Raw genomic sequence first — 19,591 nt, 5'->3', positions numbered from 1 at the left:
TAAAAGCTGATGAAATCAGCGTAGTAGAGCCCACTCAACCACTGCGTCTTGCTCGACAATGCAAAGACAATTGAGAAGCTAGGACTTTTGTCCCAGCCTCAATCATAAAAAGCGGACAAAACTAGTTTTCTGATAAACAGAATCTGGTCTTGTTCGCTTTTTTATGGGATTGATAATGAATCATGAAAAAAACCAGCGATTCAATCACTGGTTGTTATACTCAATGAAAATCAAAGAGCAAACTAGGAAGCGAGCCCGTAGGTTGCTCAAAACACTGTTTTGAGGTTGTGGATAGAACTGACGAAGTCAGTAACAAATATACGGCAAGACGAAGCTGACGTGGTTTGAAGAGTATTAGATAGTTCTTTTAGGAAGCTCCATTAGTAGTAGACGTTTTTGTATCTGTTGTTTGAGTGCTAGAAGAAGGAACAGTCGGTTGTTCTTGTTTACTGCTAGTCTCTTCTTTCTTGCTTTCTTCACTGCTACTAGATTGAGTTGTTGTTTCTTCTTGTGTGTTTTCTTTTGTAGAAGTATTATCCTTGTTGGGAGTAGTGTTCTCTTGAGGGGATTCCTTTTGAATCTCTTTTATGACAGTTGTCTGGGTTGTCGTAGTTTCTTTTTTAGAGTTATTATTGTTGTTATTCATAGCATTCATAATGGTGATGCTTGCAGTAATCAGCCCTAGAATACTACCGATAGTAGCAATCGTTTTTTGAAAAACAGTAAATCCTTTTTTGATGTGTTCCGTTTTGGGTTTTGATGTTCTACGATAATTAGACATAATATCTCTCCTTTACTAAAATTCATTATACCGAAAATCTTTAAAAAAAACTTAAATGAACCTGAATTGCCTTTCTTGTCGCCTGAACTGTTTCGTGATACAATAGAAGGAGTGATTTTAGAAAGCGTGAGAAACCATGATTTACTTTGATAATTCGGCAACGACTAAGCCTTATCCAGAAGCACTTGAAACCTATATGCAAGTGTCTGCAAAAATTATTGGAAATCCTTCAAGTCTCCATCGTTTGGGAGACCAATCTAGCAGAATTTTAGAAGCTTCTCGACAGCAGATTGCAGATTTGATTGGCAAGAAAAGCGAAGAAATCTTCTTTACCTCTGGTGGGACTGAAGGGGATAATTGGGTTATCAAAGGTGTGGCTTTTGAAAAAGCGCAGTTTGGTAAACACATTATTGTGTCTGATATTGAGCACCCAGCAGTCAAGGAGTCGGCTCTCTGGCTCATGACTCAAGGTTTTGAAGTGGATTTTGCACCTGTAAATGAAAAAGGATTTGTAGATGTAACTGCTTTAGAAAACCTACTTCGTCCTGATACAACGCTAGTCTCTGTTATGGCAATCAACAATGAAATCGGCTCAATCCAGCCTATTGAAGCTATATCAGAACTATTAGCTGATAAACCAACGATTTCCCTCCATGTTGATGCGGTTCAAGCTTTAGCTAAGATTCCGACAGAAAAGTATTTGACTGACCGAGTGGATTTTGCGACCTTCTCAAGTCATAAATTCCACGGAGTTCGTGGTGTTGGCTTTGTCTATATCAAGTCTGGCAAGAAAATTACACCGCTTTTAACTGGTGGTGGCCAAGAGCGTGACTATCGTTCAACAACTGAGAATGTAGCAGGAATTGCAGCAACAGCCAAGGCACTGCGTCTAGCTATGGAAAGATTGGAATTGTTTTCTAACAAAACGAGTCAGATGAAGGAAGTCATCCGTCAGGCTCTTCTTGATTATCCAGATATTTTTGTTTTCTCAGGTGAGGAAGACTTTGCGCCTCATATTCTGACCTTCGGAATTAAGGGAGTTCGTGGGGAAGTCATTGTTCATGCATTTGAAGACTATGATATTTTCATTTCTACAACATCAGCTTGCTCGTCCAAAGCTGGGAAACCTGCTGGAACCCTGATTGCCATGGGAATTGAAAAGGATAAAGCCCAGTCAGCAGTACGCCTCAGCCTAGACCTAGAAAATGACATGAGTCAAGTTGAGCAATTTTTGACCAAACTAAAATTAATCTACAATCAAACTAAAAAAGTAAGATAGGAGCATTCATGCAGTATTCAGAAATTATGATTCGCTACGGAGAGCTTTCAACCAAGGGTAAAAACCGGATGCGTTTTATCAATAAACTACGTAATAATATCTCAGACGTTTTGTCCATTTATCCTCAAGTCAAAGTGACAGCAGACCGCGATCGTGCCCATGCTTATCTAAATGGTGCCGACTATACAGCAGTTGCCGAGTCACTCAAGCAAGTTTTCGGGATTCAAAACTTTTCGCCAGTATACAAGGTTGAAAAATCTGTAGAAGTTCTGAAATCTGCTGTCCAAGAGATTATGAAGGACATCTACAAGGAAGGTATGACCTTTAAAATCTCAAGCAAGCGAAGCGACCACAACTTTGAGTTAGACAGTCGTGAGTTGAACCAAACTCTTGGTGGTGCAGTCTTTGAAGCCATTCCCAATGTACAAGCACAAATGAAAAATCCTGACATCAATCTTCAGGTGGAGATTCGTGAAGAGGCGGCCTACCTTTCTTATGAAACCATTCGAGGAGCTGGTGGTTTACCGGTTGGAACTTCAGGGAAAGGCATGCTCATGTTGTCAGGTGGGATTGACTCACCAGTAGCTGGTTATCTAGCTCTAAAACGTGGAGTGGATATCGAAGCTGTTCACTTTGCTAGTCCACCATATACCAGTCCAGGTGCCCTCAAAAAAGCCCAAGATTTGACCCGTAAATTGACTAAATTTGGTGGCAATATCCAGTTTATCGAAGTACCTTTCACGGAGATTCAAGAAGAGATTAAGGCTAAGGCTCCAGAAGCTTATCTCATGACTCTGACTCGCCGCTTTATGATGCGCATTACGGACCGTATCCGAGAAGTGAGAAATGGTTTGGTCATCATCAATGGTGAAAGTCTTGGTCAGGTGGCAAGCCAAACCCTGGAGAGTATGCAGGCTATCAATGCGGTGACTAATACACCGATTATCCGACCAGTTGTGACCATGGATAAGTTGGAAATCATAGATATCGCTCAGGAAATTGACACCTTTGAAATTTCTATCCAGCCTTTTGAAGACTGTTGTACGATTTTTGCACCCGATCGTCCGAAGACAAATCCAAAGATTAAGAATGCAGAGCAGTATGAAACACGTATGGATGTCGAAGGTCTGGTTGAACGTGCAGTAGCAGGAATCATGATTACTGAAATTACGCCTCAAGCTGAGAAGGATGCAGTTGATGAGCTAATTGACGATCTCCTCTAATTAGAAAATCCAGAAGAATAGAGAAAATAAGTAGAAAAAGTTAGCTTTTTGTTCTAAATTTAGACGGAAACTGACTTTTTTTCTATTTTTGTGCTATAATAAGATAAAATTTTGAATATAGAGAGTTTTCTGACAATGAATCAATCCTACTTTTACCTGAAAATGCGAGAGCATAAATTAGTGGTTCCCTACACAGGTAAGGAGCGTCGCGTACGTGTTCTCCTCCCCAAAAACTATGATAAAGATACGGATAGAAGCTACCCAGTTGTGTATTTTCACGATGGACAAAATGTCTTTTATAGTAAGGAATCTTACGTTGGACATTCCTGGAAGATTATCCCAGCCATCAAGCGAAATCCAGATATCAGCCGTATGATTGTTGTGGCTATTGACAATGATGGTCTTGGTCGAATGAACGAGTATGCGGCATGGAAATTCCAAGAGTCCAACATTCCTGGCCAACAATTTGGTGGTAAGGGAGTCGAGTACGCTGAGTTTGTCATGGAAGTGGTCAAACCCTTTATCGACGAAAACTATCGTACAAAGTCTGACCGCAAGCACACTGCTATGGTTGGATCTTCTCTAGGTGGCAATATTACCCAGTTTATTGGCTTGGAGTATCAGGATCAAATTGGATGTTTGGGAGTTTTCTCATCAGCTAACTGGCTTCACCAAGAGGCCTTTGATCGCTATATCGAGCGAAAAAAACTACTGTCTGACCAGCGTGTCTTTATCTATGTTGGTACGGAAGAAGCAGACGACACAGACAAGACTCTCATGGCTGGCAATATTAAGCAGGCCTATATCGACTCTTCCCTTCGCTATTATCATGATTTGATAGCGGGAGGAGTGCAGTTGGAGAATCTTTCACTTAAGGTTCAGGCTGGAGCCATTCACCATGAAGTGCCATGGTCAGAAAATCTCCCAGCTTGCCTACGCTTTTTTGCAGAAAATTGGTAATTAGTATAAAGGAGACAGGATATGAATATTGAACATCTTAGCCACTGGAGTGGTCATCTTAACCGTGAAATGTATGTTAATCGTTACGGACACGCAGGTATTCCAGTGGTTGTCTTTGCTTCCTCAGGTGGTAGCCACAATGAATACTATGATTTTGGCATGATTGATGCATGTGCATCCTTTATCGAGGAAGGTCGAGTGCAATTCTTTACTCTTTCAAGTGTCGATAGTGAAAGTTGGCTAGCAACATGGAAAAATGGTCATGACCAAGCTGAAATGCACCGTACCTATGAACGATATGTGATTGAAGAAGCCATTCCTTTTATCAAGCACAAGACAGGCTGGTTCGACGGCATGATGACGACAGGCTGCTCTATGGGAGCTTACCATGCACTCAACTTCTTCCTGCAGCATCCGGATGTCTTCACCAAAGTAATTGCTCTTAGTGGTGTCTACGATGCACGTTTTTTTGTCGGTGATTACTACAATGATGATGCCATCTATCAAAATTCACCAGTAGACTATATTTGGAATCAAAATGACGGTTGGTTTATCGACCGTTACCGTCAAGCTGAAATTGTGGTTTGTACGGGACTAGGTGCTTGGGAACATGATGGCCTACCTTCTTACTACAAGCTCAAAGAAGCCTTCGATCAAAAACAAATTCCTGCCTGGTTTGCAGAATGGGGACATGATGTCGCCCATGACTGGGAATGGTGGCGCAAACAAATGCCTTATTTCCTCGGTCACATGAGTCTATAAAAGGAGTCGCTTATGAATTATCTTGTAATTTCACCCTATTACCCACAAAATTTCCAACAATTTAGTATTGAACTAGCCAATAAAGGAATCACCGTTCTAGGGATTGGGCAAGAACCCTATGAACAACTAGATGAACCATTGCGCAATAGCTTGACTGAGTATTTCCGAGTTGATAATCTTGAAAATCTTGATGAAGTTAAACGTGCAGTAGCCTTTCTTTTCTACAAACATGGTCCAATTGATCGCATCGAATCCCACAATGAATACTGGCTAGAGTTGGATGCTGCCCTTCGTGAACAGTTTCATGTCTTTGGTGCTAAACCAGAAGACCTTAAGAAGACCAAGTTCAAGTCCGAAATGAAGAAACTCTTCAAGAAAGCTGGAGTTCCCGTTGTGCCAGGTGCGGTGATTGAAACAGAAGCAGATGTTGATAAAGCTGTGAAAGAAATTGGACTTCCGATGATTGCCAAACCTGACAATGGAGTGGGAGCGGCAGCAACCTTCAAGCTTGAAACAGAAGAGGATATCCATCATTTCAAGGCAGAGTGGGATCATTCAACCGTTTATTTCTTTGAAAAATTTGTTACTTCTAGTGAAATCTGTACCTTCGATGGTTTGGTAGATAGAGATGGAAATATCGTCTTTTCTACGACCTTTGACTATGCCCATACACCGCTTGATCTTATGATTTACAAGATGGACAATTCTTATTATGTTCTTAAAGATATGGATCCAAAATTGCGCAAGTATGGTGAGGCAATCGTTAAAGAATTTGGCATGAAAGAACGTTTCTTCCATATTGAGTTCTTCCGTGAGGGTGATGATTATATTGCTATCGAGTACAATAACCGTCCAGCTGGCGGCTTTACCATTGATGTTTATAACTATGCCCATTCTTTTGATTTGTACAAGGGCTATGCAGCGATCGTTGCGGGTGAACCATTCCCTGCTTCACAATTCGAGCCCCTGTACTGCTTGGCAACATCTCGTCGCGCCAATGCCAACTATGTTTATTCAGAAGAAGACTTGCTCGCCAAATACGGTCAGCAATTTAAGGTTAAGAAAATCATGCCTGCAGCCTTTGCTGAATTGCAAGGAGACTTTCTCTATATGCTAACGACACCAAGTCGTGAGGAAATGGATCAGATGATTAAGGACTTTGGTCAGCGTCAAGAATAATCAAAATTTTGACTTAACAAACTAGGTTTGTTAGGTCTTTTTTTAAGAACTAAAATAAAAGCGTTTTCCTACAGTATTCTTTTAGAAAATCTGTTGCTAAAAGGCTTAAAAATTGATAGAATAGGGATTGTCTAAAAAATATTAAGGAGAATCTATCAATGGATTTCGCATGGGCAGTCAAATATGCCACTGAATTTTTGGGAACAGCCATCTTGATCATCTTGGGAAATGGTGCAGTTGCCAACGTTGAACTTAAAGGTACGAAAGGTCACCAAAGTGGCTGGCTCGTTATCGCTGTTGGTTACGGTATGGGGGTTATGATCCCTGCCTTGATGTTTGGTAATGTTTCTGGTAACCACATCAACCCAGCCTTCACTCTTGGTCTAGCAGTTAGCGGACTTTTCCCTTGGGCACAAGTAGTACCATACATCGTTGCACAAGTCTTGGGAGCAATCTTCGGACAAGCCTTGGTTGTTGCAACTCACCGTCCTTACTACTTGCAAACTGAAAAAGCAAACAATATCTTGGGAACATTCTCAACAATTTCAAGTATTGACCAAGGTACAAAAGAATCACGCTTTGCAGCAACAGTTAACGGTTTTATCAACGAGTTTGTTGGTTCATTCGTTCTCTTCTTTGCAGCACTTGGTATGACAAAGAACTTCTTTGGAGCTGAAGTCCTCCAATACATGAAACAAATGGCAACTCAAGCTGGTCAAAATGTTGACTTCTCTGATTTGGCAATTAAAGCTCAAGTAGCGCCTCATACAGCATCAGGACTTGCTGTTGGTCACTTGGCACTTGGTTTCCTAGTAATGGCTTTGGTTACTTCACTTGGAGGACCTACAGGACCTGGTTTGAACCCAGCTCGTGACTTTGGACCACGTCTCCTTCATGCCTTCCTTCCAAAATCAATCCTTGGTCAACACAAGGGTGATTCAAAATGGTGGTATGCTTGGGTACCAGTAGTTGCACCGATTGCAGCTGGTATTGCAGCAGTAGCGCTTTTCAAATTACTTTACCTATAATCACTCAAAACTGGGAAGCCCCAGTTTTTTTCTTGTCTACGAAAGTCGAGTTTTTAGATAGAGATTCTTAAATCGTCAGACTTTTTTCATTTTAATGCTAAAGGTGAAAATGTGGCGAAAATATGGTAAAATAGAGTACTAAGTAAACGTTAAAAAGGAATATTATGCGTAAAGAGATTGCACCCGAATTATATAATTACAATAAATTCCCTGGTCCTGAATTTCATCTATCTGGAGATAAAGTCGAAGCTGAAGGGTTTACCTTTACTTTGGTTGAAAATAGTAAGGATGCTTTTGATGCAACGGCATTTACTCAACGCTTTTCTGAAGTTTTAAGTAAGTTCGATTATATTGTTGGAGACTGGAGTAATGAGCAGTTGCGCTTACGTGGTTTCTACAAGAATGAGCGAGCTGAAGAGTCTCTCGAGAAAATCAGTCGTTTACAAGATTACCTACTTGAGTATTGTAGCTATGGTTGTGCCTACTTTGTTCTAGAAAATGAAGTTCCTAAACGAGCACCATTTGACCAAAAGATGCGCAAAAAAGAGGATGAAAAAGATACTCGAAAAGGGAAAAAGACTTCCCAAAGTAAGAAAAGAAATCATACGGATAAGAGAAATAGACGCCGTTCAAAAGAACAGAAATCTCAGAAAGAAGACAAGGGGCAACGTCATTTCGTCATCCGTCAGAAAGATTAGAGAATAAGGAGAAAACATGAAACCGTCTATTTATAGTTTAACACGTCAAGGCATGCAAGAATGGGTCTTGGAGCAGGGAGAAAAGAAATTCCGTGCCGACCAAATCTGGGAGTGGCTTTACCGTAAACGTGTCCAATCATTTGAAGAAATGACCAACTTATCTAAGGATTTGATTGCCAAACTCAATGATCAATTTGTAGTCAATCCTTTGAAACAACGCATCGTTCAAGAATCAGCTGATGGTACTGTAAAGTATCTCTTTGAGTTGCCAGATGGGATGTTGATTGAGACAGTGCTGATGCGTCAACACTACGGTTTGTCAGTCTGTGTAACGACTCAGGTAGGATGCAATATCGGTTGTACCTTCTGTGCATCAGGCTTGATCAAGAAGCAACGTGACCTCAATAACGGTGAAATCGTTGCGCAGATTATGTTAGTCCAAAAATATTTTGACGAACGTGGACAAGATGAACGTGTTAGTCATATCGTTGTAATGGGGATTGGAGAACCTTTTGATAACTACAATAACGTTTTGAACTTTATCCGTACCATCAATGACGATAAGGGAATGGCTATCGGTGCTCGCCATATCACCGTATCAACTTCAGGTTTGGCTCACAAAATCCGTGATTTTGCCAATGAAGGTGTTCAGGTTAACCTTGCTGTTTCTCTTCATGCACCAAACAATGAACTTCGTTCAAGCATCATGAAGATTAATCGTGCCTTTCCAATTGAAAAACTCTTTGCAGCTATCGAGTATTACATCGAAACTACCAATCGCCGTGTGACTTTTGAGTATATCATGCTCAATGAAGTTAACGATGGAGTAGAGCAGGCACTTGAGTTGGCAGAATTGCTTAAGAATATCAAGAAATTGTCTTATGTCAACTTGATTCCTTATAATCCAGTTAGTGAGCATGACCAGTATAGCCGAAGCCCTAAAGAACGTGTCATGGCTTTCTATGATACACTCAAGAAAAAAGGTGTCAACTGTGTCGTTCGCCAGGAACATGGTACAGATATCGATGCGGCTTGTGGACAATTGCGTTCAAATACCATGAAGCGTGATCGCCAAAAAGCAGTAGCGGAAGTAAATCCATAAGATGAGTCGAAAAACATTACTAAGCTTGGGAGTGCTTTTATACAGTCTTTGTATCGTCTGTTTTTGTTTTACTCCCCAGCCTCAACTTCCTACAGGAGTGGAAACTCCAGGTATTCAAACTTTTGGACGCCTGGTTTTTCTTTTGACGCCTTTTAACTCCCTTTGGAAACTGGGTGAAGTAACCAGTCTTTTTCAGTTATTTTGGATTTTTTTGCAAAACGCTCTAAATATCCTCTTGCTCTTCCCACTGATTTTCCAACTTCTCTTTCTCATTCCTAGTCTAAGAAATACTAAGAAAGTGATTTTGTTTAGCTTTTTATTGAGCTTGGGAATTGAATGCACGCAACTAGTTCTAGACTTTTTCTTGGACTTTAATCGGGTCTTTGAGATTGATGATTTGTGGACCAATACCTTGGGTGGCTACCTAGCTTGGCTCCTCTATAAACTACTACATAAAAACAAGATAAGGAATTAAAATGAGTATCTTAGAAGTTAAAAATTTGAGTCACGGTTTTGGTGACCGTGCGATTTTTGAAGATGTATCTTTCCGCCTCCTTAAAGGTGAACATATCGGCTTAGTTGGTGCCAATGGTGAAGGAAAATCAACCTTTATGAGCATCGTAACTGGTAAAATGTTACCTGATGAAGGTAAAGTGGAATGGTCCAAATATGTGACAGCAGGCTATCTGGATCAGCATGCGGTGCTTAAAGAAGGCCAAACTGTTCGTGACGTTCTTCGTACAGCTTTTGACGAATTATTCAAAGCCGAAGCGCGTATCAATGAACTCTACATGGAAATGGCAGAAGAGGGCGCTGATATTGATGCATTGATGGAAGAAGTTGGTGAACTTCAGGACCGTTTGGAAAGTCGTGATTTCTATACCTTAGATGCAAAGATTGATGAAGTGGCGCGTGCTCTTGGTGTCATGGACTTTGGGATGGATACGGATGTAACAGCCTTGTCAGGTGGACAAAGAACCAAGGTATTATTAGCGAAACTCCTCCTTGAAAAGCCAGATATCTTGCTTCTGGACGAGCCAACCAACTACTTGGATGCTGAGCATATCGACTGGCTCAAGCGCTATCTCCAGAACTATGAGAATGCCTTTGTTCTTATTTCACACGATATTCCTTTCCTCAACGACGTTATCAATATCGTCTATCATGTAGAAAATCAGCAGTTGACACGTTATTCAGGCGATTACTACCAGTTCCAAGAAGTCTATGCTATGAAGAAATCGCAATTGGAAGCAGCCTATGAACGTCAACAGAAAGAAATTGCGGATCTCAAGGATTTCGTGGCCCGTAATAAGGCGCGTGTTGCAACACGAAACATGGCCATGTCTCGCCAGAAGAAATTGGATAAGATGGACATTATTGAGCTCCAAAGTGAGAAACCAAAGCCATCCTTTGAATTTAAATCTGCACGTACACCAGGCCGATTTATCTTCCAAGCTAAGGACTTGCAGATTGGCTACGATCGTCCCCTTACTAAACCATTAAATCTTACCTTTGAGCGCAATCAAAAGGTTGCCATCATCGGTGCCAACGGTATCGGGAAAACAACCCTCTTGAAGAGTCTTTTGGGAATCATTCCTCCAATTGCTGGGGAGGTTGAGCGAGGTGACTACCTAGAACTCGGCTACTTTGAACAAGAAGTGGAAGGTGGCAATCGTCAGACCCCACTGGAAGCAGTATGGAATGCCTTTCCAGCTCTTAACCAAGCCGAAGTTCGTGCTGCCCTTGCCCGTTGTGGTTTGACGACTAAACATATCGAAAGTCAGATTCAGGTCTTGTCAGGTGGGGAACAAGCCAAGGTTCGTTTCTGTCTCCTGATGAACCGCGAGAATAATGTCCTTGTACTTGACGAACCTACCAACCACTTGGATGTGGATGCCAAGGATGAACTCAAACGTGCTCTGAAAGAATACAAGGGTTCTATCCTTATGGTTTGCCACGAACCAGACTTCTACGAAGGCTGGATGGACCAGATCTGGGATTTCAATGAGTTGACATAAAAAGAGAATCCCGCAAAACTAGAATAGTAAAAAGCCAAGTCTGTGTGACTTGGCTTTTTGGCTAGTAATTCAAATAGGTTTCAATATCAGATTTTTGGATTTCTTTACCGTAGTGACAAATCGGGCAAGAAACGAAATAAGTTTTTCCGTAAGGAAAGAGTGGAATCCAGTAAAGGGTAAATTTACGTCCAGTTTCTGAAATTTCCCAAGTGTCGGTATTGTTACAGTGACCACACTCGATAGTGGTTTGAGTATGTCCTAAGACCTTTTGGTAACCTTTCGAACCCCAGAATAAAATCATTTTTACATCTCCTTATTTTAGGGTCATCCTATTTTTTACTGAAATCGTAGTCCTTAACAATTTCGATACTATCGATAGTGATAGCAGTAGTTGGTTTGTCTTTTTCGTCTTTTTCAGCTTTTGCTATTTTATCGACTACGTCCATCCCATCAATTACCTGACCAAAGACGGGGTGTTTCCCATCGAGAGTAGGATTTCCACCTTCTTTGTAGGCTTCGATAATTTTCTTAGGATAGCTACTTGTAGGAAGTTTAGCAGAATAATCTGTTGTACTTTGGTTAATAAAGAATTGGCTACCATTTGAGTTTGGTTGACCAGTATTAGCCATAGATAGGGAACCACGGATATTATAGAGGTATGGAGAAATTTCGTTTTTGAAACCTGTTCCCTTGTCTTTGGTTTTGTCTTTATCATGCCAGATAGATTCCCCACCTGTTCCATCTCCCTTAGGATCTCCAGTTTGTACCATAAATCCATCAATCACACGGTGGAAAGTCACACCATTGTAGTAACCTTCTTTTGCATGAGTAAGGAAGTTTTCAACTGCAAGTGGTGCTAACTTTGGAAAGAGTTTGATACGAATATCACCCAAACTTGTGTGAAGGATAGCTTCAGCCTCGTTTTCGGCTACTTCCTTAGAAAGTTGAGGGAAGTTAGCATTTTCATTTGTTAAAGCATCTTTCAAATCTTTTTCTGCTTGAGTAGCGGCTTTAGAACTTTCTTCAGTAGCAATCTTAGAATCTACGTAATCATCACCACGAAGTGCACGTTGTATGCTTGTACATCCACCAAGGGCAAAGGTAGAAATGAGTAGTAGTGTAGCTAATTTTTTCATGTTAATCCTCTCAAAAATCATTTTTTCCATTGTACCCTAAAAAGAAGAGGATTTCAAATATTCAATTGTGATGATTCCGATAGTACATACAATTTTATGGCCTTACTTACACCATTTTGATCATTAGAATCTGTTACTGTATTTGCGCAAGTTTTGACATCTGTAGGTGCGTTTCCCATTGCAACACCAAGTCCAGCAGTCTCAATCATTGGAATATCATTATAATTATCTCCAATAGTCATAATTTCAGAAAGTGAAAGTTGATAATACTTGGCTAATTCTAATAAAGCTTGTTTTTTGGATACTTGATTATGTGTAACTTCTAGATAGTTATCTTTAGAGAGATAGAAGTTGGTTTGAGGGAAATCTATTGAAGATAAGGTTTTTTGAAGTTTCTGTATGGTATCCGTATTATCTATCAGCAAAAGTTTATGAACAAGAGTTTTCTCGTCTTTTATAAAATCTGCTAAAGATGTAACTTTTGGACTTTCTCCAGTAATAGTTGCTTCGATTTCTACCCACTCATCAATTGTATTCACAAGCCAATCTTTTCCGGAGTAAACATTGATAGAAACTGTCGGGAATTCTTTTTTTAAAAAATCATGTAGTAAGAGTAATTCCTTTTTATTAATAGTATGCTGACTTAGGATTTTATCTCCTGAACTGATGAGTGCTCCATTATAGCAGGCAATGGGACATTCGGTGATGCCAAGCTCTTTAGAAATTGGCGCTATACCGAGAGGAGATCTAGCAGAAGCTAAAACAAAAGGAATATCACATTGTTTTAAAAGTGGCATCAGTTCTATCAAATGAGAATCTAATTGGTGATTTTTATCCAAAATAGTACCGTCAATATCACTCATGATTAACTTTATTACTGACATATTTTTCTCCTTTTTATTAAAATAGAATAGTTGTTTTGCCATCTAAAGATTGTTGAATTTCTAAGTCGGGTTCTTTGTCTGTAATCCAATAATCAAAATCAGTAAGTTCGGAAAGAATATAATGAGAGTGTTTGTTTATTTTGCTAGTTTCAGCTAACAAGACGCGAATTTTACTAGTTTTAAATGCTCTTTTTTTCATGAGAACATCTTCTTGATCCTCAAAGCTAACTTGTCCGTCTGAAAGACTAGCTGCACCAAAAAATGCTATGTCAAATTTAATTCTATTCAAAGATTCGGATTCTTCTAATGAGTAATAGAAACGATTCTTTTTATGAAATCGTCCACCGATAATGTGAAAATCAACATTTTCATTTTCTCCTAAGACCAGTGCATTATCCAATGAATGGCTGAAAATAGTAACTTTTTTATCTGTTATTTTTGCTAACTCAAGTACAGTTGTTGAAACATCATAGAAAATTAATTGTGAATCAGAAATGAGTTGGGTAGCTAAATGAGCAATTTTCGCTTTTTCTTTAGAAGATTGTTCTGCTCGACCTTGGAAACCAAGAATCCTTTGCTTTTGAATTGGCAATAAACCTCCATGAGTTCTTTTTGCTCGTTTCTCCTTTGCGAGAATTGCAAAATCTCTCCGGATAGTATCCTTGGATACTTGGAAATAGTCAACCATTTCTCTTGCCGATAGACTTCCTCTATCTTCTAAAAGTTTTATGATTTCTTCTAATCTTTGTGCTTGGTACATAGGAATTCCTCCTTTTTTTAATACTATACTCTTTTTATAAGTATTTGTCAATAATTGTAATGATTTGTAAGTGTTTTAAAAAATTACAAAAAAATCAACCAGTATTGGTTGATTAAAGATTCTTTTTCGGATGGCGTTCAATGATTGCTTGATGATCCTTGAGTGCTTGTTCACCTTTGGGAGTTAGTTTATAGCCACGGATAGAGAAGCAAGCAGCCAATTCTTCTTCTGAAAAATGGTCATGAAGTGCTTGATTCAAGTCGGTAGCCTTCATTTTAGAAAGTCCAGTAACACCCTTCCTTTTAAGGATATTCTTTTTCATAGTAGCATTTAGATGATCAAGCGAGTAAAAGGCTGTTTCGATAATAGCATAGCCTTTTTCAACGAGTTTTTCTAAATGTTTTGGGATATCAATGCCATAAGAATTACTATATTTTAAAAGAGAACATTTTCAAAGGATTTTTCTTTTGGCTCAATTTCTAATTAATCATTGAACTTAATGCTAGGTCTCGAAAAGAATTATGTTTCCTCTTTCTGTCTGAGTTCAAAGAGGTCTTCTACTTTCAAATCAAAAACTTGAGCAATTTTAAGAGCCATTTCCAGCGAAGGATTGTAGCGGTTATTTTCCAAGTGAAGAATTGTCTCGCGTCGCATGCCGATGAGGTCGGCTAACTCTTGCTGGGTCATGTCTGTGGACTCACGAACAGATTTGAGATTAGTAATAATATTGCTTTCTTTGGCCATACTTATCCTCTCCGTTCCAAGATAAAATAGACAACCGCAAAGATGAAAATCAAGGCAGCTATGCTAATAAATATCTGACCCATGTAAAGAGTGAGAGACCCCATATACCCAATGATAACTGCTAGGATCATCAGTGCGCCTAGTATAAAAACAAACATCAAGCTAGCTGCCTTGGCTAAATTAGCATAAAAGCGTTCGTCCGGAGTTTCCTTGACATTTTTCAAACAGAAAAAACCAAATACAATCACTTCAATAACGAGGCCAATTCCCAAAATCCATTCTTTAATACCAGAACTTACGCTTGGGGTCGCAAGCCAAATCCCTACTGTATAAAAAATGCTAGCTGCAAAAATAAGTATCGAGTAAAGCTTTGCAGACAAGTCAAAAATAATCTTCCCCTTATCTTTCTGACTCTTATGAGGCCGTGGTTTCATATGTAGCCAGCTCCAAATAGCTACAATCTGACCTAACGCTGAAATACCAACAATAACTAACTTGGGTTCCCAACTAAGATTAGAACCAAATAAAACAATAAAATCAATAAAGAGAGCTACGGCAATCATTGCAATGAGGCCACGCATTTTTTGACTTTTTTTCATGATAGACTCCTTTTTGTGTTATAAATATATCACACTTAAATTTATGTTATAAATATATCACACTTAAATTTAGAAAGCAAGAATTTATGTGCCAAGGTGACAATTATTTGAAAAAATTTTTTAATAAAAGACCTCGTTAGTCAAACAACTAAAGAATTCTTTGAAGTGATGCATCGGATTTGGTTTGGATAGTTTCGTTAATAGTATTTGATGATAAAGAATTTTTGGAAAATCTAGATACTGTATGAAACTCTACTTTTTTATTAGGCTGTTATAAAGTCTGTCAGAATAAGCTTTGTAGGTGTAGAAGTTAATTTTTTCTTTCTAATTTATCCCTATTAGTCTAAAAAATTTAAAAATTTTAAAGTCTGTCAAGTTTTTTTCTTGACACCTCTCAGAAATCTGTTATAATAGAACATGTGCTAAATAGCTTAGCTATTTCACCGAAATAAAAAATAAAAGAAAAGAGATATTAAAAATGGCAGTAAAAATCCGTTTGACTCGTATGGGTTCTAAGAAAAAACCTTTCTACCGTATTAACGTAGCAGATTCACGTTCACCACGTGACGGACGTTTCATCGAAACAGTTGGAACTTACAACCCACTTGTTGCTGAAAACCAAGTAACTTTGAAAGAAGACCGCGTTCTTGCATGGTTGGCTGATGGAGCTCAACCTTCAGATACAGTTCGCAACATCCTTTCAAAAGAAGGTGTATTGAAAAAATTCCACGATTCTAAATTCTCTAAATAATTCTAAAGTAGGTTGACAGATGGATACGATTGAAAATCTCATTATTGCAATTGTGAAACCTTTGATTTCACAACCAGATGCCTTAACTATCAAGATTGAAGATACACCAGAATTTTTGGAATATCATTTGGATCTTGACCAGAGCGATGTGGGTCGTGTAATCGGTCGTAAGGGTCGCACTATCTCTGCGATAAGAACGATTGTCTATTCTGTCCCAACTGAAGACAAAAAAGTAAGAATCGTTATTGACGAAAAATAAGAAAAGCGGGACGGATGTCTCGCTTTTTTGCTAGGAGCAGGATATGAAGGATTTAACGTTTAGACAATTACAAGACTACTTACTCGAACATTACCAGCAGTCTCGGACTGAGGAAGGTCTTTTTATCAAGCTAGTGGAGGAAGTCGGAGAAGTAGCTGAGGTTTTGAATGGACGCTCTGGTCGAAAAGAGGGAGTTCAAGATTCGAACGAGGAACTTGCCAAAGAACTTGCTGATATCATTCACTACACCGTTGCAATTGCAGCCATCAACGATATTGATCTAACCAAGACCATTTTTGAAAAAGACAAAAAGGCAGCTATCAAATATCAACATGAACGAGATTTGGAAGGATATTTAGAAGCCGAAGGTCAGAACTAGCTTTTTCTCCAACTTGTGAAAATCCCTGGAACGTGATAAAATAAAGGAAGAAACATACATAGGAGATCAAATGAACTATTTTAACGTTGGAAAAATCGTTAATACACAAGGTTTGCAAGGTGAGATGAGAGTCTTATCTGTGACGGATTTTTCGGAAGAACGCTTTAAAAAAGGTGCAGAGCTTGCCTTATTTGATGAGAAGGATCAATTTGTTAGAACAGTGACTATTGCAAGTCACCGTAAGCATAAAAACTTTGATATCATCAAATTTAAGGATATGTATCACATCAATGATATCGAAAAATACAAGGGCCACAGTTTGAAGGTTGCGGAAGAAAACCTTAATGATCTAGATGAGGGTGAATTTTACTATCACGAGATTATTGGATTAGAGGTCTACGAGGGTGACAACTTGATTGGAACCATCAAGGAAATTCTTCAACCAGGTGCCAATGATGTCTGGGTAGTTAAGCGTAAGGGAAAACGGGATCTGCTTTTACCATATATCCCACCAGTTGTCCTTAATGTAGATATTCCTAATAATCGTGTGGATGTAGAACTCTTAGAAGGGTTAGACGATGAAGATTGATATTTTAACCCTCTTTCCAGAGATGTTCTCGCCTCTAGAACATTCCATCGTTGGGAAAGCTCGTGAAAAAGGGCTTTTAGATATCCAGTATCATAATTTTCGTGAATATGCTGAAAAAGCTCGTCATGTCGATGATGAACCCTACGGCGGCGGTCAAGGAATGTTGCTACGAGCGCAACCGATTTTTGATGCCTTTGATGCTATTGAAAAGAAGAATCCGCGCGTGATTCTTTTGGATCCTGCTGGTAAGCAGTTTGATCAAGCCTATGCTGAAGATTTAGCCCAAGAAGAGGAACTCATCTTTATCTGTGGTCACTACGAGGGCTATGATGAACGCATTAAGACCTTGGTAACAGATGAGATTTCTCTTGGTGATTATGTTCTAACTGGTGGAGAACTGGCAGCAATGACCATGATTGATGCGACGGTTCGCTTGATACCAGAAGTAATTGGGAAGGAAACCAGTCACCAAGATGATAGCTTTTCATCTGGCCTTCTTGAATATCCTCAGTACACACGTCCTTATGACTATCGTGGCATGGTGGTTCCAGAAGTGCTTATGAGTGGGCATCATGAGAAGATTCGTCAATGGCGTCTCTATGAAAGTCTCAAAAAAACTTATGAGCGTAGACCAGATTTGTTGGAACATTATGAGTTAACAGCAGAAGAAGCTAAAATGTTAGCAGACATTAAAGAAAATACAAATTAAAAGGAGAAGCCTATGCAAGTCATTAAACGTGATGGACAAGTTGCCGACTTTGATCCAGATAAAATCTATCAAGCCATTCTCAAAGCTGCTCAAACGGTTTATGTTTTGACAGATGATTTACGTCAAAATCTAGCTCAGGTAACTAAGAAAGTTGTCTTGGATCTAGAAGAGGCAAAAGTGGAGCGTGCGACAATCAGCATGATTCAATCAATGGTTGAGCATCGCTTGCTTGGTGCAGGTTACATCACCATCGCTGAACACTATATCTCTTACCGTTTACAACGGGATTTAGAGAGAAGTGGTTACGGAGAACACATTGCTGTTCACCTTCATTTTGAACAAATTCGTTAATAGAAAAGAGTGAGATGAAGAAAACTCATCTCACTCTTTCTTAAATCGATTTTTTTGGGCAGTTTGGACAGTTGAGGGAACAAAACTTATTTTTCGAATATCTGGGATTCGAATAATGCGGGTCACATTTTTTGCAAAATTTTTAACGATAATTTGCTGGCGGTCCGTATCAAATTTGATGATATCCCCTGTAAAACTCGTTTCCGCAAAGATGATATGTACAGCCTTTTTTTGGGCTAGGGCTTCTTCAAGTCTAGCAATTAGGGGATCGCTTTTTTCAGGAATGGAATCTTCATGTCCATTGACAAAATCATGGACTTTTTGCAAAGCCTGTTTTAATAAATCTTTCATTCCGGCCTCCCTTCTTTACATCATTATATAAAAATTTTATGAAATCTACAAGATTTTTCGAATAATCAATTGATAACAAAAAGGAGAAAAACATGGCAGAATTTACATTTGAAATTGAAGAACACTTGCTTACTCTATCTGAAAATGAAAAAGGATGGACCAAAGAAATCAATCGTGTCAGCTTTAATGGTGCACCGGCGAAGTTTGACATTCGTAGCTGGAGTCCTGACCACACCAAGATGGGGAAAGGAATTACCCTCTCAAATGAAGAGTTTCAAGTGATGGTCGATGCCTTCAAAAATCAATAAGCAATCATAAAAAAACAGACGAAAGGAGGTTGGGAGAAAATTCCCGACCTCCTTTCTTTCTTTCTTTATTTATGTGAAAAGTAGGGTTGATTACTAAGACGTTGAAGGAGTGGTCGTCCGATAAAACTAATGGCAATAATTTTTGCAAGATCAGGAATGATAAAGGGAAGCACACCGACAGTCAGTGCCTTATCAAAAGGCATACCAGCGAGATAATGGAGGCTGAGAATACCACCAACAAAGACAAGGGAATCACCCAAGAGATTGGCTAGGAAAATACGTACAACACCACTATTTGTGTGTGTTAGATAAGATGCAAGTCCTGCATAGACTAAGTCAAACCAAAGATAACCAGCGCTTGGTCCTACTAAAACATGGAAACCAGCTCCACCACTAGCAAAAACGGGAAGTCCAATAGCACCAAGCAAAAGATACAGTCCTACAGAGAGAACAGCTTCCCTTGGTCTAAAAACAGTAGCGATGAGACCAATAGCAAAGTTTTGCAGAGTAAATGGAACAGGTCCAATTGGAATGCTAATTTGGGCTAATACTGCAATCAGTGCAGCCCCGATAGCAGGAATAGCGTAAATGTGTGCTTTTTTCATAATAGTTAACCTCTTTTGTAATTTATAGTAACTATTATACTTTAAGAAACATATTTGTCAACCTATTTTAAAAACAAAGGTTACAAATTTGTAACGGCCGATTTAGAGAGAACCGGAGGCCAAGAGATTTTTCAAA

General features: G+C 39.2%; 27 protein-coding genes. 17 read left to right on the top strand and 10 right to left on the bottom strand.

Annotation, left to right across the window (positions count from 1 at the left end; all coding sequences use genetic code 11):
- Positions 1 to 367: 367 nt before the first annotated feature.
- Positions 368 to 781 carry a DUF6556 family protein gene (locus ADM33_RS02375; RefSeq protein WP_049503010.1) on the bottom strand — a complete coding sequence of 138 codons (414 nt, stop codon included), beginning with the start codon at positions 779 to 781 and terminating at the stop codon, positions 368 to 370.
- Positions 782 to 917: 136 nt separating this feature from the next.
- Here ADM33_RS02375 and ADM33_RS02370 point away from each other — a divergent pair, with 136 nt between their 5' ends.
- The 10 genes from ADM33_RS02370 to ADM33_RS02325 all read left to right on the top strand — a co-directional run bounded on the left by ADM33_RS02370 (position 918) and on the right by ADM33_RS02325 (position 11,030).
- Positions 918 to 2,060, top strand: coding sequence for a cysteine desulfurase family protein (locus ADM33_RS02370; RefSeq protein WP_049503009.1), 1,143 nt, complete (start codon positions 918 to 920; stop codon positions 2,058 to 2,060).
- 8 nt (positions 2,061 to 2,068) lie between these two features.
- Positions 2,069 to 3,283 (top strand): tRNA uracil 4-sulfurtransferase ThiI, encoded by a 1,215-nt coding sequence (gene thiI / locus ADM33_RS02365; RefSeq protein WP_049503008.1) that lies wholly within the window; start codon positions 2,069 to 2,071, stop codon positions 3,281 to 3,283.
- A gap of 135 nt (positions 3,284 to 3,418) precedes the next feature.
- Entirely contained in the window at positions 3,419 to 4,243 is an 825-nt protein-coding gene (locus tag ADM33_RS02360) for an alpha/beta hydrolase (RefSeq protein ID WP_049503007.1), read from the top strand.
- Positions 4,244 to 4,264: 21 nt separating this feature from the next.
- Positions 4,265 to 5,005, top strand: a complete 741-nt coding sequence (locus ADM33_RS02355) for an esterase family protein (protein ID WP_049503006.1) — start codon at positions 4,265 to 4,267, stop codon at positions 5,003 to 5,005.
- A gap of 12 nt (positions 5,006 to 5,017) precedes the next feature.
- The gene (locus tag ADM33_RS02350; protein WP_049503005.1) at positions 5,018 to 6,184 is read left to right on the top strand and encodes an ATP-grasp domain-containing protein; all 1,167 of its coding nucleotides are present in this window, start codon (positions 5,018 to 5,020) and stop codon (positions 6,182 to 6,184) included.
- 158 nt (positions 6,185 to 6,342) lie between these two features.
- A complete protein-coding gene (gene gla / locus ADM33_RS02345) occupies positions 6,343 to 7,212 on the top strand; it encodes an aquaglyceroporin Gla (RefSeq protein WP_049503004.1) in 870 nt (289 codons plus the stop codon).
- A 164-nt stretch (positions 7,213 to 7,376) separates the two neighbouring features.
- Positions 7,377 to 7,910, top strand: a complete 534-nt coding sequence (locus ADM33_RS02340; RefSeq protein ID WP_049503003.1) for a YutD family protein — start codon at positions 7,377 to 7,379, stop codon at positions 7,908 to 7,910.
- Positions 7,911 to 7,926: 16 nt separating this feature from the next.
- A complete protein-coding gene (rlmN, locus tag ADM33_RS02335; protein WP_049503002.1) occupies positions 7,927 to 9,012 on the top strand; it encodes a 23S rRNA (adenine(2503)-C(2))-methyltransferase RlmN in 1,086 nt (361 codons plus the stop codon).
- A 1-nt stretch (position 9,013) separates the two neighbouring features.
- The gene (locus ADM33_RS02330) at positions 9,014 to 9,487 is read left to right on the top strand and encodes a VanZ family protein (RefSeq protein WP_049503001.1); all 474 of its coding nucleotides are present in this window, start codon (positions 9,014 to 9,016) and stop codon (positions 9,485 to 9,487) included.
- Between the two features lies 1 nt (position 9,488).
- Entirely contained in the window at positions 9,489 to 11,030 is a 1,542-nt protein-coding gene (locus ADM33_RS02325; protein ID WP_049503000.1) for an ABC-F family ATP-binding cassette domain-containing protein, read from the top strand.
- A 61-nt stretch (positions 11,031 to 11,091) separates the two neighbouring features.
- Here ADM33_RS02325 and ADM33_RS02320 read toward each other — a convergent pair whose 3' ends face one another.
- The 7 genes from ADM33_RS02320 to ADM33_RS02290 all read right to left on the bottom strand — a co-directional run bounded on the left by ADM33_RS02320 (position 11,092) and on the right by ADM33_RS02290 (position 15,153).
- On the bottom strand, positions 11,092 to 11,331 hold the full coding sequence (locus ADM33_RS02320; RefSeq protein WP_080979303.1) for a zinc-ribbon domain-containing protein: 240 nt from the start codon (positions 11,329 to 11,331) through the stop codon (positions 11,092 to 11,094).
- A 28-nt stretch (positions 11,332 to 11,359) separates the two neighbouring features.
- Positions 11,360 to 12,166, bottom strand: coding sequence for a peptidylprolyl isomerase (locus tag ADM33_RS02315; RefSeq protein WP_049502999.1), 807 nt, complete (start codon positions 12,164 to 12,166; stop codon positions 11,360 to 11,362).
- Positions 12,167 to 12,219: 53 nt separating this feature from the next.
- On the bottom strand, positions 12,220 to 13,050 hold the full coding sequence (locus tag ADM33_RS02310; RefSeq protein ID WP_049502998.1) for an HAD family hydrolase: 831 nt from the start codon (positions 13,048 to 13,050) through the stop codon (positions 12,220 to 12,222).
- 16 nt (positions 13,051 to 13,066) lie between these two features.
- Positions 13,067 to 13,810: a DeoR/GlpR family DNA-binding transcription regulator gene (locus ADM33_RS02305; protein ID WP_049502997.1), complete on the bottom strand. Its 744-nt coding sequence runs from the start codon at positions 13,808 to 13,810 to the stop codon at positions 13,067 to 13,069.
- Positions 13,811 to 13,922: 112 nt separating this feature from the next.
- Complete coding sequence (locus ADM33_RS02300) at positions 13,923 to 14,132, bottom strand: hypothetical protein (RefSeq protein WP_049502996.1); 210 nt, start codon at positions 14,130 to 14,132, stop codon at positions 13,923 to 13,925.
- 197 nt (positions 14,133 to 14,329) lie between these two features.
- On the bottom strand, positions 14,330 to 14,554 hold the full coding sequence (locus tag ADM33_RS02295; protein ID WP_049502995.1) for a helix-turn-helix transcriptional regulator: 225 nt from the start codon (positions 14,552 to 14,554) through the stop codon (positions 14,330 to 14,332).
- A 2-nt stretch (positions 14,555 to 14,556) separates the two neighbouring features.
- Complete coding sequence (locus ADM33_RS02290) at positions 14,557 to 15,153, bottom strand: hypothetical protein (protein WP_049502994.1); 597 nt, start codon at positions 15,151 to 15,153, stop codon at positions 14,557 to 14,559.
- Between the two features lie 478 nt (positions 15,154 to 15,631).
- Between ADM33_RS02290 and rpsP the strand changes: the two genes are divergently transcribed.
- The 6 genes from rpsP to ADM33_RS02260 all read left to right on the top strand — a co-directional run bounded on the left by rpsP (position 15,632) and on the right by ADM33_RS02260 (position 18,191).
- Positions 15,632 to 15,904 (top strand): 30S ribosomal protein S16, encoded by a 273-nt coding sequence (gene rpsP, locus ADM33_RS02285; RefSeq protein ID WP_000268760.1) that lies wholly within the window; start codon positions 15,632 to 15,634, stop codon positions 15,902 to 15,904.
- A 19-nt stretch (positions 15,905 to 15,923) separates the two neighbouring features.
- On the top strand, positions 15,924 to 16,163 hold the full coding sequence (gene kphA, locus ADM33_RS02280) for an RNA-binding protein KphA (RefSeq protein WP_000379617.1): 240 nt from the start codon (positions 15,924 to 15,926) through the stop codon (positions 16,161 to 16,163).
- Positions 16,164 to 16,206: 43 nt separating this feature from the next.
- Positions 16,207 to 16,542, top strand: a complete 336-nt coding sequence (locus ADM33_RS02275; protein WP_049502993.1) for a MazG nucleotide pyrophosphohydrolase domain-containing protein — start codon at positions 16,207 to 16,209, stop codon at positions 16,540 to 16,542.
- A gap of 70 nt (positions 16,543 to 16,612) precedes the next feature.
- Positions 16,613 to 17,131: a ribosome maturation factor RimM gene (gene rimM, locus ADM33_RS02270; RefSeq protein WP_049502992.1), complete on the top strand. Its 519-nt coding sequence runs from the start codon at positions 16,613 to 16,615 to the stop codon at positions 17,129 to 17,131.
- The gene (trmD, locus tag ADM33_RS02265; RefSeq protein ID WP_049502991.1) at positions 17,121 to 17,840 is read left to right on the top strand and encodes a tRNA (guanosine(37)-N1)-methyltransferase TrmD; all 720 of its coding nucleotides are present in this window, start codon (positions 17,121 to 17,123) and stop codon (positions 17,838 to 17,840) included. The genes rimM and trmD overlap by 11 nt, the downstream gene beginning before the upstream one ends.
- Before the next feature lie 12 nt (positions 17,841 to 17,852).
- Positions 17,853 to 18,191: an ATP cone domain-containing protein gene (locus ADM33_RS02260; protein ID WP_001196044.1), complete on the top strand. Its 339-nt coding sequence runs from the start codon at positions 17,853 to 17,855 to the stop codon at positions 18,189 to 18,191.
- 30 nt (positions 18,192 to 18,221) lie between these two features.
- Here the strand turns inward: ADM33_RS02260 and ADM33_RS02255 are convergent, their stop codons facing one another.
- Positions 18,222 to 18,542, bottom strand: a complete 321-nt coding sequence (locus tag ADM33_RS02255) for a hypothetical protein (RefSeq protein ID WP_049502990.1) — start codon at positions 18,540 to 18,542, stop codon at positions 18,222 to 18,224.
- A gap of 92 nt (positions 18,543 to 18,634) precedes the next feature.
- On the opposite strand from ADM33_RS02255, the gene ADM33_RS02250 reads away from it, so the two are divergent.
- Positions 18,635 to 18,850, top strand: coding sequence for a YdbC family protein (locus tag ADM33_RS02250; protein ID WP_006145796.1), 216 nt, complete (start codon positions 18,635 to 18,637; stop codon positions 18,848 to 18,850).
- Positions 18,851 to 18,915: 65 nt separating this feature from the next.
- Here ADM33_RS02250 and ADM33_RS02245 read toward each other — a convergent pair whose 3' ends face one another.
- On the bottom strand, positions 18,916 to 19,455 hold the full coding sequence (locus tag ADM33_RS02245; RefSeq protein ID WP_049502989.1) for a biotin transporter BioY: 540 nt from the start codon (positions 19,453 to 19,455) through the stop codon (positions 18,916 to 18,918).
- Positions 19,456 to 19,591: the final 136 nt, after the last annotated feature.

Source organism: Streptococcus oralis (assembly GCF_001075875.1).
Taxonomy (GTDB): Bacteria; Bacillota; Bacilli; order Lactobacillales; family Streptococcaceae; genus Streptococcus; species Streptococcus oralis_I.
This window is presented reverse-complemented; position numbering and strand designations above follow the sequence as displayed.